General features: G+C 64.2%; 15 protein-coding genes. 10 read left to right on the plus strand and 5 right to left on the minus strand.

Annotated features, from left to right (window positions below; genetic code table 11):
- The first annotated feature begins 175 nt into the window (after positions 1–175).
- Genes AC1DYR_RS20965 through AC1DYR_RS20980 form a run of 4 tightly spaced genes read left to right on the plus strand, consistent with a single transcriptional unit; the run spans position 176 to position 5,056 of the window.
- Positions 176–1,321, plus strand: a complete 1,146-nt coding sequence (locus tag AC1DYR_RS20965; protein ID WP_477706829.1) for an imelysin family protein — start codon at positions 176–178, stop codon at positions 1,319–1,321.
- Positions 1,321–2,793 (plus strand): di-heme oxidoreductase family protein, encoded by a 1,473-nt coding sequence (locus AC1DYR_RS20970; RefSeq protein WP_477706791.1) that lies wholly within the window; start codon positions 1,321–1,323, stop codon positions 2,791–2,793. Before AC1DYR_RS20965 ends, AC1DYR_RS20970 begins: the two co-directional genes overlap by 1 nt.
- Positions 2,794–2,798: 5 nt before the next feature.
- Positions 2,799–3,896, plus strand: coding sequence for an imelysin family protein (locus AC1DYR_RS20975; RefSeq protein ID WP_477706792.1), 1,098 nt, complete (start codon positions 2,799–2,801; stop codon positions 3,894–3,896).
- 8 nt (positions 3,897–3,904) lie between these two features.
- On the plus strand, positions 3,905–5,056 hold the full coding sequence (locus tag AC1DYR_RS20980; protein ID WP_477706793.1) for a DUF1513 domain-containing protein: 1,152 nt from the start codon (positions 3,905–3,907) through the stop codon (positions 5,054–5,056).
- A gap of 294 nt (positions 5,057–5,350) precedes the next feature.
- Here AC1DYR_RS20980 and AC1DYR_RS20985 read toward each other — a convergent pair whose 3' ends face one another.
- Positions 5,351–6,190, minus strand: coding sequence for a hypothetical protein (locus tag AC1DYR_RS20985; protein ID WP_477706794.1), 840 nt, complete (start codon positions 6,188–6,190; stop codon positions 5,351–5,353).
- 145 nt (positions 6,191–6,335) lie between these two features.
- Positions 6,336–6,620: a DUF4148 domain-containing protein gene (locus tag AC1DYR_RS20990; RefSeq protein WP_477706795.1), complete on the minus strand. Its 285-nt coding sequence runs from the start codon at positions 6,618–6,620 to the stop codon at positions 6,336–6,338.
- A 206-nt stretch (positions 6,621–6,826) separates the two neighbouring features.
- Here AC1DYR_RS20990 and AC1DYR_RS20995 point away from each other — a divergent pair, with 206 nt between their 5' ends.
- From AC1DYR_RS20995 to AC1DYR_RS21020, 6 genes are all read left to right on the plus strand, one after another.
- A complete protein-coding gene (locus tag AC1DYR_RS20995) occupies positions 6,827–7,753 on the plus strand; it encodes a LysR family transcriptional regulator (RefSeq protein ID WP_477706796.1) in 927 nt (308 codons plus the stop codon).
- A 383-nt stretch (positions 7,754–8,136) separates the two neighbouring features.
- Positions 8,137–8,496, plus strand: coding sequence for a DUF4148 domain-containing protein (locus AC1DYR_RS21000; RefSeq protein ID WP_477706797.1), 360 nt, complete (start codon positions 8,137–8,139; stop codon positions 8,494–8,496).
- A gap of 351 nt (positions 8,497–8,847) precedes the next feature.
- Positions 8,848–9,453: a TetR/AcrR family transcriptional regulator gene (locus AC1DYR_RS21005; RefSeq protein ID WP_477706798.1), complete on the plus strand. Its 606-nt coding sequence runs from the start codon at positions 8,848–8,850 to the stop codon at positions 9,451–9,453.
- Positions 9,454–9,545: 92 nt separating this feature from the next.
- Positions 9,546–10,382 carry an oxidoreductase gene (locus AC1DYR_RS21010; protein ID WP_477706799.1) on the plus strand — a complete coding sequence of 279 codons (837 nt, stop codon included), beginning with the start codon at positions 9,546–9,548 and terminating at the stop codon, positions 10,380–10,382.
- Positions 10,379–11,380, plus strand: a complete 1,002-nt coding sequence (locus tag AC1DYR_RS21015) for an NADP-dependent oxidoreductase (protein WP_477706800.1) — start codon at positions 10,379–10,381, stop codon at positions 11,378–11,380. Before AC1DYR_RS21010 ends, AC1DYR_RS21015 begins: the two co-directional genes overlap by 4 nt.
- Positions 11,381–11,485: 105 nt before the next feature.
- Positions 11,486–12,190, plus strand: a complete 705-nt coding sequence (locus AC1DYR_RS21020) for an SDR family oxidoreductase (RefSeq protein WP_477706801.1) — start codon at positions 11,486–11,488, stop codon at positions 12,188–12,190.
- Positions 12,191–12,275: 85 nt separating this feature from the next.
- Here AC1DYR_RS21020 and xylB read toward each other — a convergent pair whose 3' ends face one another.
- Genes xylB through AC1DYR_RS21035 form a run of 3 tightly spaced genes read right to left on the minus strand, consistent with a single transcriptional unit; the run spans position 12,276 to position 15,925 of the window.
- Entirely contained in the window at positions 12,276–13,745 is a 1,470-nt protein-coding gene (gene xylB / locus AC1DYR_RS21025) for a xylulokinase (protein WP_477706802.1), read from the minus strand.
- Positions 13,746–13,748: 3 nt separating this feature from the next.
- Positions 13,749–14,903: a Gfo/Idh/MocA family protein gene (locus AC1DYR_RS21030; protein WP_477706803.1), complete on the minus strand. Its 1,155-nt coding sequence runs from the start codon at positions 14,901–14,903 to the stop codon at positions 13,749–13,751.
- Positions 14,900–15,925, minus strand: coding sequence for a sugar phosphate isomerase/epimerase family protein (locus tag AC1DYR_RS21035; RefSeq protein ID WP_477706804.1), 1,026 nt, complete (start codon positions 15,923–15,925; stop codon positions 14,900–14,902). The genes AC1DYR_RS21030 and AC1DYR_RS21035 overlap by 4 nt, the downstream gene beginning before the upstream one ends.
- Positions 15,926–15,928: the final 3 nt, after the last annotated feature.

Genomic DNA, 15,928 nt, shown 5'->3' on the forward strand with positions numbered 1-15,928 from the left:
CGGTCCGGCGGGCGTCCGCACAGCCTCACAGAATGTCACGTTATTGATAACGATAACGATTCTCATTTGTATAATCGCACTTTGACCGATTAACAAAGACACAGGAGTCGTCGTGAAACCAGCCATCAAACCCGCCATCCTTGCCGCCCTGGTGGCCCTGCTTGCCGTGCCGGCCATGGCCCAGCCCGCAGCAACAGCATCGGCCGGTACCGCGCCTGGCACAGTGGCAGCGCCGGCCACCACGGCAGCCGCCGTGGCAAAGCATTACGCCCACCTGGTGCAGTCAAACTATGACGACACGCTGGCCAGCACGCTGATCCTGCAAAAAGCGGTGCAGGCTTTTACCGACGCACCTTCGGACGACGGCCTCAAGGCCGCGCGCAAGGCCTGGCTGGACGCCAGAGAGTTTTACGGCCAGACCGAGGCCTTCCGTTTTTACGGCGGCCCGATCGATGACAAAAACGGGCCCGAAGGCCGCATCAATGCCTGGCCCATGGACGAGTCCTATGTCGACTACGTGAAGGACGCGCCCAACGCCGGCATCATCAACAACCGCAAGGCCGTGATCAACAAAAAACGGCTGGCCAGCCTGAATGAGCGCAACGGCGAAGAAAACATCGCCACCGGCTGGCACGCGATTGAATTTTTGCTGTGGGGCCAGGACCTGAGCACCACCGGCCCGGGCAACCGTTCGTTTGAAGATTTTGTGGACGGCAAGAAATCCAACGCCGACCGCCGCCGCCAATACCTCAAGGTGGTGACCGAACTGCTCGTCGACGACCTCGGCAGCCTCTCAAAAGCCTGGGCGCCCACGTCGACGTCTTACCGAGCGAAGTTCGAACGCGGCGGCCTGGAATCCGTGCGCAAGATGTTTGTCGGCCTGGGCTCGCTCTCGCGCGGCGAGCTCGCCGGTGAACGCCTCGAAGTCGCCCTGGCCAGCCAGGACCAGGAAGACGAGCACTCATGCTTTTCCGACAACACGCACCGCGATGTGGTGAACAACGCCAAAGGCATCCAGAACGCCTGGCTCGGCCAGTACAAACGCGCCGACGGCACGACGCTGGCCGGCCCGTCGCTGCGTGACCTGGTGGCGGTGAAAAACCCGGCACTGGCAGACCGCACCAGCAAACAGATCGCAGCATCCGTCGCCGCCGCCGAAGGCATCCAGGCGCCGTTTGACCGCGAAATCGTTGGCACCAAAGACGCGCCCGGCCGGCTGCGCGTGCAAAAAACCGTCGACAGCCTGGTGCAGCAAAGCAAGGACCTGGTGGAAGCCGCCAACGCCGCCGGCATCACCAAGCTGACCCTGGCCAAACCTTAATGGTCGACGCCGCATTGTCCTGGAGGGTCACGCGCCCTGCGCGTGCAGTGCTTGCCTGCGTGGCCGCAGCGGGACTGGCGGGGCTGGCCTTCTGGGCGTCGGCAGGGCCGGGTGCGCAAGCCGCCGGCCCGGCGCCCGACGACGAAAAAACCGGCGGCGACACCACGGTGTTTGCCACCGGCCACAACGCGTTTTCATTTCCGCTGGCCAACCTGGGCGATGAGGAACGCACGCGGTTTGTCATCGGCAATTCTTTCTTCAAGCGCAACTGGGTACAGGCGCCATCCTCCACCACCGCGCGTGACGGCCTGGGCCCGCACTTCATCGCCCGCTCATGTGGCGGCTGCCATGTGCAGGACGGGCGCGGCGCACCGCCCGACTTCAACCGCGGCCTGGCCGACCAGCCGGTCGGCCTGCTGCTGCGCCTGTCGGTGCCGGGCAAGGGCGCGCACGGCGGGCCGCTGCCGGACCCGGTATACGGTGACCAGTTTTCCAATTTCGCGGTGCAGGGCGTGATGCCCGAGGGGCAGATCTCGCTGCGCTACGACGTGGTGCGCGGCAAGTTTGCCGACGGCACACCCTACCAGCTGCAAAAGCCCCGCTACGGTTTCAGCAAACTCAACTACGGCCCGATGGCCAAAGATGTGATGGTGAGCCCGCGCATCGCGCCGCAGATGGCTGGCGTGGGTTTGCTCGAAGCGATTCCCGAAGCGGAAATCCTGCGCAATGCGCGCGAGCAGGCCGCCTCCGACAGCCCGGTGCGCGGCGTCGTTAACCAGGTGTGGGACGCGCCGACGCAGCAGATGCGCACAGGCCGCTTCGGCTGGAAGGCCAATGTGGCCACCCTGGCGCACCAGACCGCCGGCGCTTTCCTCGGCGACATGGGCATCACCTCGCCAGTCTTTCCGAAAGAGACCTGCACAGCGGCCCAGAAAGACTGCCTGGCGGCGCCGCGCGGCGCACAGGGCAAGGCGAGCGAGATCGACGAAAAAACATTCAACGACGTGGTGTTTTATGAAACCACGCTGGCACCGGCGGCGCGCCGCAATCCGCGCGATGCCCAGGTGGTGCGCGGCCAGAAACTGTTTGCCGAAGCCCAGTGCGCCGCCTGCCACCGCCCGAGCTACGTCACCGGCGAAAGCCCATTTCCGCGGCTGGGCAGCAAGGCCGTGCAGGGCCAGACCATCTGGCCCTACACCGACCTGCTGCTGCACGACATGGGCGAAGGCCTGGCCGACGGCCGGCCCGACTTTCTGGCCAACGGCCGCCAGTGGCGCACGCCGCCGCTGTGGGGAATCGGCCTGGTGCCCGACGTGAACGGCCACAACCGCCTGCTGCACGACGGCCGTGCGCGCGGCGCGCTGGAAGCCGTGCTGTGGCACGACGGCGAAGCCAAGGCCAGCAAGGACAAAGTCCTGCGGATGAATGCGCAGGAGCGCGCTGCGCTGGTGAAATTTCTCGAGTCGTTATGAGCCTCATGAATACGCTTCGCTCTCCATGCCGGCCTGCCCTGCTGGCTGTAGCTGGCGTGCTTTCCCTGCTGGCCTGCGGCGCCCTGCACGCGCAAACCGTCGCGCCCAACGTTGCCGTGCCGTTCTATACGGCGGGTGATTTCATGCGCGGCGTCTATCGCTTTTGGTACGCGCCGCAGGCCGCTGCGTTTGCCGAACAGGCCGGTGCCTTGCCGTCAGCGGTCTCTGCGGTGTGCGATGCGAATGCAGACACTGCCGCTGCCCGACTGGAGCAGGCCCGCGATCGCTGGAAAACCACTGCGCTCGCCTGGGACCGCTTGAGCGGCGTGCAAATCGGCCCGCTGGTGCAGCGGCGCTCCGCGCGGCAGATCGACTTTTCGCCGACGCGGCCCGAGCTCATCAAGCGGGCGATTCAGTCAGCGCCACAAGATGCCGCCGCCATGGAAAGCATAGGCACGCCGGCCAAGGGCTTGCCGGCGCTGGAATGGCTGCTGTGGAGCCAGCCTGTTTCGTCGTCAGTACCCGACACGCCGGCGTGCCGCTACGCCGTGCAGGTGGCTGCCGATATCCAGCGCGAAGCTGACACGCTGGCCAAAGCCTTCGGCGAGCTGGCAGCGCGCCAACCCGGCGAGTCGGAAGAAAGCAATGGGCCGGCGATGAGCGAGCTGGTCAACCAGTGGACCGGCTCGCTGGAACGCCTGCGCTGGGCCGAGATGGAAAAGCCCCGCATGGCCGGGGCGCAAGGTAACCGCAACGCCGCTTATGCGCGCAGCACCAGCGGCCAGACCGCGGCGCGCTGGGCCGCGCAATGGCAGGCGCTGCGCATACTGGGCGCGTCACAGGCGCGTGAAGCACCGCTACCCGGTGCCGGCCTGGCGCCGCTGGAAACCTATTTGCGCGGACTGGGCCGCAACGAGCCGGCCAACCAGCTCGCGCAAGCGGTGAACAAAACCGACAAAGCCATGCAAAGCGCATCGCCCGCCAACAAAGCCGGCATGGGCAGCGCCGGGCGCTCGCTGGCCGACCTGAAAAAACTCGCCGAAGCCGACATCGCGCCCGCGCTGGAAGTGAGCATCGGCTTTTCAGATGCTGACGGCGATTAGGCATTTGCATGAAAGAGGCTGAGGCTCTGACAACACTGCGGCGCCGGCAATGGCTGGCGCTGGCAGCGGCCGGCACCAACGCCTGGCTCAATCCCGCCCTGGCAGCTGCCACCGCTACTAGCCGGCCGCAGCAGCTGGCCGCCGCCTGGGAGGCAACGCACGGCTACCAGGTCGGTGTGCTGGCGTACCACGGCGCCGCGCTCCGGGTCAGCGCCGCACTCGACGTACCGACGCGCGCCCATGGCGTGTGGGTCGAGCGCAGCGGCACGCTGCTGGCGGTGGCCCGCCGGCCAGGCGACTGGCTGCTGCGCTGGAAGCCCGAAAGCAACGGCACCGGCCAGGCCATCGCCTGGGGTTGGGCCGAGCCCGACCGCGCCTTCAACGGCCACGTGATCGCCAGCCCCGACGGCAGAACGCTCTGCACCACCGAAACAAACCTGGAAACCGGCGAAGGGCTCATCGGCCTGCGTCATGCCGCCACGCTGGAGAAATTTGCCGAATGGCCGACCCACGGCATGGACCCGCACGAACTTTTGCTGGACGACGACGGCAGTTTGGTCGTCGCGAACGGCGGCATTCCCGCGCTGCCTGAAACCGGCCGGCTGAAAATTCACATGGACCGCATGGACGCTTCGCTGGTGCGGCTGGACGCACGAAGCGGCGCGCTGCTGGGCCAGTGGCGCCTGGCCGACAAGCGCCTGAGCCTGCGTCATATGGCGTGGGGCCGCGCGCCGGTAGCGGGCGGCGCGCGTGTCTTGGGCATCGCGCTGCAGGCCGAGCATGACGACACCGCGGCCAAAACCGCCGCGCCCGTGTTGGCGCTTTTTGACGGCCGCAAGTTGCAAACCTGCGCTGCAGGCGCCGGACAGGTGCTTGCGGGTTACGGCGGCGACATCGCCTGGGCGGCCGGCGGTTTTGCCGTGGGTTGCCCGCGCGCCAACGGCGTGGCTGTGTGGCAGGCCGATGGACGCTGGACAGGTTTTTTTCCGCTGGAAGAAGCCTGCGCCGTCACGTCGGCCCCCGCGGCGGGCCAGGCTGACGCCATGTTGTGGGCCGGCGGACGGCTCGCCGCACTGACACGCGACGTCGCGGGCCGCACGGCTTTGCCGGCGCTCAAAAATGTGCGGCTGGACAACCACTGGGTGCCGCTGGCGGGTTAGATAACGGTTGGGTTGGCCGAAGGCATCGATGAATCGCTATCTTTTTGATAGCTGCTCGCGCAGGTTCTTATTGGGCTGCCGGCACATTTGGCACATAAAAAGGCCCTGAAACCGCGTCCTGGCAGGGATTTTTGCCGTCCCCGGACAACAAAAAACGGCTATTTTCAAAGCAAAACCGGCTTTGACCCAAGCAGATCCTGCGCAAGCAGCTATTATTTTTATAGCAACCTGACGCCCTGCGGATTCGAACGCAGCTTGTTCGGCGCCCTATTCAGCACCGTTACTCGGCGGACTTCACAGCTTCTTCCACAGCTCACCGTCCCTGGAGCGGTAAGTGCCACCCGTGGCGCAGCAGCCCCCCGCACCGAAGGCGATGCGCCCGAGGGTAACGGTGACGACACCGTTGTCTGCCTGCAGCGACTGCCGCTCGCAATACGTGAAGAAGGGATAGAGATCGGGTTCGAGCACCATCTGCCAGTCGCCCTCGCCGCCCTTTCCGGGCTCCCTGGCCCCCTTGGGCTCCTTTGGTATGGCGCGGTAGACCTTGCAGTCATGCACCGCGAGGTGCACCGGCTTACCCTCCAGCAGTCCCTTGAATACGCGCTCCGGCGGTATCGCTGCCATGGGGTCCGGCTCGGCAGGTGGCGGAGCAGGGAGACTGCCACCGCCTGCCAGCCCCAATCCAATCCCAAGCCCGACAGCCAGCAGGAGCTGGCCCCACAGCATGTTCCGCTCAGGCCTTGTCACCGGCGAAAACGCCTGCCACGCCAGCGCCGCCGCAGCCGCGGCTGACAGCACTGTGGCAACCCAGACCAGCAGCTCCGCGGCGTCGGTGAAGGGACTGATCGCCCAGGCAACAGCCAGCACGGCCGTATTGACCAGCAACAGCACGAGGCTAGCCCATGGCCGCACCCGGGAGAACAAGCCTGCAATCAGCAAGAGCACCGTGCACAGCAGCACGGCGGGCAGCACCACCACGCCTGAAAACAGCAGCTCGAACACTCCCGGCAGCCAGCCACCACTGCCTGCCATCTTGCCAACGGTGTACAGGTAAAGCGCCAGACCCAGGCCCGGCAGGGCCAACAGCTGTGCGGCGACAAAAGCAAAGGCGTAAGGTGTGGTGGAGGTTTTCAAGGTGTCCGGGATTCTAGAGTGCGGCCGGGATACGGCCGTATGCGGACCCGCGTGAATCCCGTACGCCCAAATGCCATCGCCCCGGCAACCTTTGGCTGCCGGGGCGATTGGGCTGTAGCCGGCTGCTACCGGCGCCTTAGCAGGCTTATTGCTGACTGGTCTTCACGAGTTCAGCCGCAGCCTGGGGTGCTGCACCGGCCTTCTCGGCGCGGGGAGCGCCGAGGTTTTGCTGGGCGGTGGCGCCGTTGTAGCTGGAAGCGGAGCCGGCATTTTGGGCGTGCACCACTTCGCTTTTGACTTCAGCGCGGGTTTTGGTCGCAGGTGCCTGCATCTGGTCAAACAGGTAGGAGTTGAAGGTTTGGGCAGAAGCAGCCACGGAAGTCAGGGCGGCAACAGCCACAACGGAAGCGGCGATAAAGTTCGATTTCATGATGAATATCCTCTCAAAGTTAAGTGACGTTCCGGGCATGGCGGGCTCATCTTCCCGTCTGTCCAGCCTCGGTGAGTCGCCTTGTAGTGGGCTTCGGCTCATCGATGTATGAACTTTATTCCATTCAAATAAATCAAAAAATAGCAATTTCAACAATACATTACTGTTAAATCAGCAACAATAATGGCTTAACTTAGGGGTAAACCATGGACCGGCTTCAATCAATGCGCGTTTTTCAGCAAGTGGTGGATGACGGCAGTTTTGCGGCGGCAGCGCGTAAATTCGACATGTCGTCCGCCGTGGTGACCCGGCTGGTCGGCGACCTGGAAGACCACCTGGGCGTACGGCTGCTACAGCGCACCACCCGGCGCCTGGCCCTGACAGACGCCGGCGAGGCCTACCTGGCGCGGGTGCGCCACATCCTCGATGACATCGACGAAGCGCATGCCGCCGCCCAGGCCCATGCGCAGGAAATGTCCGGCGTCATCCGCATTCTGACCCCGCCGGTATTTGCCGTTCACGTGATTGCGCCCCTGGTGGCGGAGTTCGCGCGGCGCTACCCCAAGGTCGTACTGGATATTTATGTGGACTCTCCCTTGATGCCGCCCGTGGAAGACTACGACCTCACTCTGCTGGGCGCTGCCGACACCTTTGACGCTAACATCATCGCCCGGCCTATTGCGTCTTCCGCCGGTATTCTCTGCGCCTCGCCAGACTACCTGCGCCGCCACGGCACACCCGCACAACCTGAAGACCTGCCCCATCATCAATGCATGCGCATCAAGGCACAGGCCAACCGCCACCGCAGCTGGCGCTTGTTCAACCCGAAGGAAAACAATCGGGAAGTGGAGGTGCAGATAGAGCCCAGCATGTTGGTGAACCATTCGGACACGCTGATACGCGCCTGTGTGGATGGTGCGGGCATCATGAGCCAATCCATCGACCTCGTGGCCAACCACCTCAACAGCGGCGCACTGCACCGTATTTTGTCGCCCTGGACCACCGGCACCAACACGCTCTATGCAGCGCTGCCCAGCCGCAAATTCATTCCGGCACGCACCAGTGTGTTTCTGGAATTCATGACCGAGTACACACGCGCTGTGATCAGCAAAATGGAAGCGCGGCAGGACTAAAGCCAGCGCCGGGCGCACGGCAGAAGCACTCACCCGGGCGGCCGGTGTGGAAAAGCGGGCTTACGGCCCCACATAACAGTGGCAGCCTCCCTTGGTGCTGTCGTAGTTCATGGCATTTCACCCTTCGTAAAACACGCCTCACAAATCGCGAAGAAACGTGGGCGAATTTTTTGAACGCCAAAAAGTTCCAGGACTACACGCCGTTATTGTTCCGGTTTCGACAATTGAATGTTCTGCCAATACGCACTTGTGTATCCGCGCCGCGGAACAAGGTTTGATACATCGGTGAGCCACCTGTTCAAAACGCGACTCAGCGATGAAGGCCTCACGGGCACAACGCCCGTCCCGCCTGTTTTCACAATTGTTCTTAAAGGAAATTCACCATGAAATCGACGAAACTTGTTTCCGCATCCGTTCTTGCCCTTGCAGCGCTCGCCTCCGCGAACAGCTTTGCCCAGGACAGCAACTACCCCGGCAATGAAGTGAGCGCCGCCAGCACCTTGAGCCGCGCCGACGTCCGCGCAGAGTTGGCGCAATCGCCGCGCGCGTCATACCAGGTCAACAGCGACAGCAGCTACCCCGGAACCGATGCCACCCCTGTTGCGGGCACCAAGACCCGCGCCGAAGTCCGCGCCGAACTGGAGCAGGCACAACGCGAAGGTTACAAGCTGAACGCCGGCAATGCCTATCCCGAAGGCAGCAGCGTCTCGGCGGCCAGCAGCACAGGTCGCTCCGCAAGCTGAACGAAGACAGCAGCGCCGCCGCCGCGGCGCGAACACCTCTCTTTCAGCAAACACCTTGCGATGATCCAGAAACCCTCCGGGTTTTCTGGATCGTCCGCTTGATGCAGCGCTTTGCTGCGCCTCGATGCGAAGAGGAGTGATCGGTTGATTCATTCATCCGTGGCCGAGAATTTTCGGCATGGATGGCGGCGAGGCGGGCTGCGCTGTCAGGCAGTGCGGCCATCAATTAGCGGTTGGGATTGGTAACCCGAATCCTCTGCGTTTCGTTGTGATGTTTCATTCATTGCGGCTATGCGGCACCGCCGGAGAGCATTGCCGCCTGTCGCATTGCCTGCGTTTGCGAAATGAGGTATGATGATCATCATGCGACATACGAAAATCAATGCCAGAGCAGCCGCCAAAGAGGCCTCCCACGAACGCATCGTGTCCGTCGCTGCACGCGCAATCCGCCGCAGCGGCTACGACGGCACCGGCGTGGCCGACATCATGAAAGAGGCCGGCCTGACGCATGGCGCGTTTTACGCCCACTTCGCGTCGCGCGAGGACATGCTGGCCGAAGCCGCAACGCGGGCCTGTGCCGAATCGGCTGCCGCGGTGGCGGGTGTTGCGGCCGGCTCGCCGCCTGAACAGGCCATGGCGGCCATGCTGCGCGCCTACCTCTCGCCGGAACACCGGGAGCAGGTGGAGATGGGCTGCCCCCTGGCCGCGCTGGGTTCGGAGACGCCGCGCCAGGCGCCTGAAGTGCGCCGCGCAACGACCCGGCACATCAAGGAAATGGTGGATTTTGTCGCCCGCCAGTCGCCCGATTGGGGCCAGCCCGGCGCCCACGAGCGCGCGCTGGCGACGGTTGCCACCATGGTCGGCACCTTGCTGCTGGCGCGCGTGGTCGACGAGCCCGCGCTGGCAGACAGCTTTTGCGAAGCCGCGCTGAAGCAGTTGGTACCGGTCTCCCACTGAATTCATTTTTTTTGAAGCACTCCTGCTTTTTCTTCGCTCTTATATATGACAACCATCATGCCAAATTCACCTCACACTGAAAGAACAACACCATGAACCCCCACTACAAAGTTGCCCTGGTGACAGGCGCCTCCTCAGGCATAGGCGAAGCGGTTGCGCTACGGCTTTCGCAGGCCGGCTACAAGGTCTACGGCACCAGCCGGCGCGGCGGCCGGACGGGCGGGCAGCCCTTCGAGATGCTGGCCCTGGATGTGACCCAGGACGCGTCGGTTGAAGCCGCGGTGCAACAGCTGATTCAGCTTGAAGGCCGCATCGACCTGCTGGTCAACAACGCGGGCTTCGGGGTCGCCCCAGCCGGTGCGGAGGAGAGTTCGATCACGCAGGCCCAGGCTATCTTCGACACCAACTTCTTCGGGATCGTCCGGATGACGCGCGCCGTCGTGCCGCACATGCGCCGACAGGGCGCGGGACGCATCATCAACATCGGCTCGGTGCTTGGTTTCCTGCCAATGCCGTACGGGGCACTGTATGCGGCGACGAAGCATGCGATCGAAGGCTACTCCGAGTCGCTCGACCATGAGCTACGCACCAGGGGTATCCGGGTCTCGGTCATCGAGCCTGCATACACGAAGACGCCGTTCGACGCGAACTTCCTGGAACCCGACACCAAGCTCGAGGAGTACCGCGAGGTTCGCGCCGCCGTGAACCAGCGCGTGAAGGAAGTGATGGCCACTGCGGAACAGCCGGGCGTCGTGGCTGATGTCGTGCTGAAAGCTGCCGGCGCTGCTCGCCCCAAACTCCGATACACAGCCGGCGGACTCGCGAGTCGCCTGCGATTGCTCCGCACATTTGCGCCTGCTGGTCTGGTGGATGCCGGGATTCGAAAAGATCTGCGGCTCGACGTGATGCCAACAGTGAAAACATCATGAAAGCATTCATCGTTGAACGTTATGGAAAAAAGAGCAGTTTGCGGCTGACGGACATGCCGAGCCCGGAGCTGCGCGATGACGAGGTCATGGTCCAGGTGCATGCCGCCGGCGTGAACCAGCTGGACTTCAAAATCCGCGACGGCGAGTTCAAACTCATACTGCCCTATCGCCTGCCTCTCATCCTGGGCCACGACGTTGCCGGAGTGGTCGTCAAGGTCGGCCCGCGGGTGCGGCAGTTCAAGCCGGGCGATGAGGTCTATGCGCGGCCCGATGATTTCCGGATTGGCACGTTTGCGGAATTTGTCCCCGTCAAGGAGGCGTCGCTGGCGCTCAAGCCTGCGGGGCTCACGATGGAAGAAGCCGCGTCCATTCCCCTGGTGGCTTTGACGGCCTGGCAGGCGCTGGTTGAAAAGGCCCAGCTGAAAAAGGGGCAAAAGGTCTTCATTCAGGCGGGCTCCGGCGGCGTAGGCAGTTTTGCCATCCAGTTGGCCAAGCACCTGGGCGCCATCGTCGCCACGACGACCAGCACGGGCAATGTCGCGCTTGTGAAGAGTCTGGGAGCGGACGTCGTGATCGACTACAAGACTCAGGACTTCGAGGCCATCTTGCGCGATTACGACGTGGTCCTGAACAGCCAGGATGGCAAGACGCTTGAAAAATCCCTGCGCATTCTGAAGGCCGGCGGGAAGCTCATCTCCATCTCCGGCCCGCCTGATCCTGAATTCGGCTGTGAGATCGCGGCATCCGGATTCGTGAAACTGGTCATGCGGCTGCTGAGTTCAGGCATCAGGCGCAAGGCAAAAAACCGCGGCGTCAGCTTCTCCTTCCTCTTCATGAAAGCGAACGGGAGCCAGCTGCGCGAGATCACCCGGCTCTTCGATGCCGGCGTCATCCGCCCTGTGATCGACCGGGTCTTTCCGTTTGAATCGACCAACGAGGCCATGGCCTATGTCGAAGCGGGCCGCGCCAAGGGCAAGGTCGTCATCAAGATCAAGTGAGTTTTTTCATGTGAGTTTGTTCATGTCAGTGCGGCTGAAGACTTCAAACCTTAAGGTCCGAAAGCCGGCAACTGAAACCGTTTATTCCCTGCTTTGGAGATTTCCATGAAGATTAAAGATTCTGTTGTCCTCGTCACCGGCGCCAATCGCGGCATTGGCCTGGCCTTCACGCGCGAGTTGCTCGCCCGCGGCGCCCGCAAGGTCTACGCGGCTGCGCGCGACCCCGCTACCCTCACCCTGTCCGGCGTTCAGGCTTTAAAGCTCGACGTCACCAAGCCGGAAGACGTAGCGGCCGCCGCGGCGCTGGCGCCGGATGTCACGCTGGTAATCAACAACGCCGGCATTGCCCAGCCGGGTGGCTTTCTGGCGGCCGACAGTGAAGATATCACCCGGCGCATCTTCGAGACCAACGTCTACGGCGTGTTGCGCATGAGCAAGGCCTTCGCGCCAGTGCTCAAAGGCAACGGCGGCGGCGCCCTGCTCAATGTGTTGTCGGTGGCCTCGTGGGTGAACGGCGGTGAGTTGGCAGCTTACTCGGCCAGCAAGTCGGCGGCCTGGTCGCTCACCAATGCCTTGCGCAGTGAACTGGCGGCGCAAAAGACGCAGGTTCTGGGGCTGCACATGGCCTATGTCGATACCGACCTCACGCGCGGCTTCGAGGTTCCGAAGTCCAGCCCTGAAGACATCGTCAAGCGTGCGCTCGACGGACTCGAATCGGGCGTTGATGAAGTGCTGGCCGATGAAATCACCCAACATGTCAAAGCCGGGATGACAGCGGCCAGACCCAGCTACCTTCCACAGGCATCCTGACTTCGAAGCCTGGCCGGAGCCTCTGCGCCTGCAGGTCGTGGCAGATGCCATCGCCACGCCAACGCGCGGGTGGCGACTCCACTTTCTATGGCTGAAAGTGAGGTGCGAGGCTGTTGTACAGCCCTGCCAGCCGGGCGGCGCGGTTCTGCATTCGCGTGCGCTCGGACGTTCGCACCTCGAATACGTCAGTCACCTCTGGTGCACGAAATATTTCCGCCGCTTCGCCCGGGTCGCAGGCCAGCCAGGCCAGCCGGGCCGCGCCCAGCGAAGGGCCAACCTCGGCATCCGCATGCCGGACTACCTGCAGGCCGGTAGCGTCGGCCAGCATTTGAGCCCAATAGGCATTGCGCGAGCCGCCGCCGATCAGGCTGACGCACGCCAGGCCCGGCTGGACCGACTGCAGCGCGGCAATCCCCTGCGCCATGCCCAGGCACACACCCTCGAGGGTGGCATTCACAATGTCTTCGCGCTGCGTGCCTGCGTGCATGCCGAAGAACACGGCTTTGGCATGCGGATTGTTGTGCGGCGTGCGTTCGCCGTTCAGGTAGGGCAGGAACAGCGGCGTATCTTCACGCAGGCCACGCTGCTCGGCTTGCGCAAGCAGCACGGCCACGTCGCGCTCTCCCAGCAGCCCCGCTGTGAACTCGAGGCACGAGGCGGCCGACAGCATCACGGACATCAGGTGCCAGGCCTCTGGCAACGCGTGGCAAAAGCTGTGCACCGCCTGCTGCGGATTGGCGACAAAAGAGCCAGTGGCCACGAACACCACACCGGACGTTCCCAAGGACAGCATCGCCTCACCCGGGTTCACCACACCAGCGCCCAGGGCACCTGCTGCGTTGTCGCTGGCACCGGCTACCACCGGCACTTCGCGCAAGCCCCAATGCTGCGCGACCTCGGGCAGCAGGGTGCCGGTAACCTCCGGGCCTTCGTGCAACCTGGGCATGTGCGCGGTGGATAGACCGCAAGCGGCCAGGAGTTCGTCACTCCATTGGCGCCTGCCCACATCCAGCCACAGTGTGCCGGATGCGTCGGACAGGTCGGTCGCATAGTCGCCGGTCAGGCGCCAGCGCAGCCAGTCCTTGGGCAGCAGCACTTGCCGGACCCGGTCGAACACGCCGGGCTCGTGTCTGGATACCCAAAGCAGCTTGGGCGCCGTGAAACCCGGCATCATCAGGTTGCCGGTGATCTGACGTGACCGCGGCACCGCCCGCTCCAGTTCCGCGCATTCCGCCGCCGCCCGGCCGTCGTTCCAGAGGATGGCCGGGCGCAGAACTTCACCGCGCGCATCCAGCAGGGTCGCGCCGTGCATCTGCCCGGTCAGGCCGATGGCCTCGATCTCGCTGCCTGTGCGGCCGCCGCGCCGCAACTCCTGCAAAGCGGCACCCACAGCGGCATCGCACGCACGCCACCATTCGGCGGGATGCTGCTCACGCCACAAGGGATGGGGCGCATCCACCGACAGCGGCGCGGAGCCGCTGGCCACCAGGCGATGGCCACGGTCCAGCACAACCGCCTTGACACTGGAGGTGCCCAGATCAATGCCCATGAACATCGGTCAGTCCTCGAACGGCGTCCACTTGGCCGTGCTGGCCGCGGACTGCACCACCTTCTCGATGAACCGCACACCGCGGGCGCCGTCTTCGAGGCGCGGATAGTCGGCGTCCAGCGGATCCGGCGTACTGCCGGATTGCAGCGCGCGGATATGTGCTGCCACCCCCAGATAGACATTGGCAAAGGCTTCGATAAAGGCTTCGGGGTGCCCCGTGGGCAGTCGTGTCGCGCGGCGGGCTGCCTCACCGAGCCACGGCGAGCCCCGCGTCAACATGCGGGCCGGGCCGTCGATGGGAGCATGCAGCAGCCGGTTGGGCTCTTCCTGGCGCCAATCCAGCGTACCGGTGGTGCCGAACACGCGCAGCCGCAGGTCGTTCTCGCAACCCACCTCGATCTGGGACGCGATCAGCACGCCCCTGGCGCCGTTCTTGAACCGCAGCAGGACATTGCCGTCGTCGTCAAGGCGCCGGCCCGGCACGAAGATGGTGAGGTCCGCGCAGATGCTTTCCAGCTCCAGGCCCGTCACCGTCGCCACAAGGTTTTCCGCGTGCGAGCCGATGTCGCCGATGGCGCCGGCCACGCCGCTGCGCGCCGGGTCCGTCCGCCAGTCGGCCTGCTTCTGCCCGCTTGCCTCCAGGTGGGTGGCAAGCCAGCCCTGGTTGTATTCGACGATGACCTTGCGCACCACACCGATCGCGCCGCGCGCAACCATGTCACGCGCCTCGCGCACCATGGGATAGCCCGTGTAGTTGTACGTGACACCGAAGATGGAGCCGCTGCGCTTGACAACCCGAACGAGCTCGGCTGCCTCCTCGCTGGTATGGACCAGCGGCTTGTCACACACCACATGGATGCCCGCCTCGGCGAACGCGCGGGCGACGGGGAAATGCACATGGTTGGGCGTGACGATGGAAACGAAATCGATGCGCTCGTCCTTGCTGCGCCGCAGTTCGCCTTCCAGCAGGTCTTCCCAGCGGCCGTGGTTGCGTTCATCCCGCAGGCCGAGGTCGCGGCCCGATGCGCGAGCGCGCTCAGCATCGGAGGACAGTGCACCGGCCACCAGCTCCATCTGCCCATCCAGCGCCATGGCCTTGCGGTGCACAGCGCCGATGAAAGCACCCTGCCCGCCGCCCACCATCGCATAGCGCAGTTTTCTCATGAGCCCGCCATCCCGCCCTGCTTGGCCTTGTCGAACACGGCGTCGAACGCTCCCGCGGCCGGCTTGAAGTCCAGCCGCTTGCTGTAGGCCGCGCTTTCCGTGGCGCCATGCACCCGGTCCATGCGGCTGTCTTCCCACTCAACGCTCAAGGGCCCGTTGTAGCCCACGTCGTTCAGTGCGACGATGATGGATTCGAAGTCGATCTGTCCCCGCCCGACACTGCGAAAGTCCCAGTGGCGGCGCGCGTCGCCAAAGCTGGTGTGCCCGCCGAAGACCCCGGCGGTGCCGTCGCCCCGGCCCCACCATACGTCCTTCATGTGCACGTGGTAGATGCGATCGCCAAACGTGCGGATGAACTTGACGTAATCCACGCCCTGGTAGCCCAGGTGGCTGGGATCGAAATTGAACCCGAAGCGCCTGTGGCCACCGATGGCCGCGACAGCCCGTTGTGCCGAGGCGGTGTCAAAAGCGATCTCCGTTGGGTGCACTTCCAGCCCAAAGTTGATGTTGTGCTGGTCAAACACGTCAAGGATGGGCTTCCAGCGTTGGGCGAAATCGGTGAAGCCCTTGTCCCAGTATTCCTGCGAGGTGGGCGGGAATGCATAGAGCGAATGCCAGATCGATGAGCCGGTGAAGCCCGTGACGACCTTCACGCCGAGCCTGGCCGCCGCGCGCGCCGTGTCCTGCATTTCGCGCGCGGCGCGCTGGCGCACCCCTTCAGGTTCGCCGTCGCCCCATACGTGCGCCGGAAGAATGGCTTTGTGGCGCTCATCGATGAGGTCACAGACCGCCTGGCCCACCAGATGGCTGCCGATCGCAAAACAGCGCAAGCCGTGCTGTTCCAGCAGATCGCGCCGGTCCTGCACGTAGCGATCGCTCGCCAGGGCCTCCTGCACATCGAAATGGTCGCCCCAACATGCAAGCTCCAGGCCGTCGTAGCCCATGCTGCGTGCCAGGGGTGCCAGCTCCTTGAGAGGCAGGTCCGCCCATTGCCCGGTAAAAAGAGTGACAGGTCTTGCCATGGC

The sequence above is a fragment of the Polaromonas sp. P1_F9 genome (genome assembly GCF_056405615.1).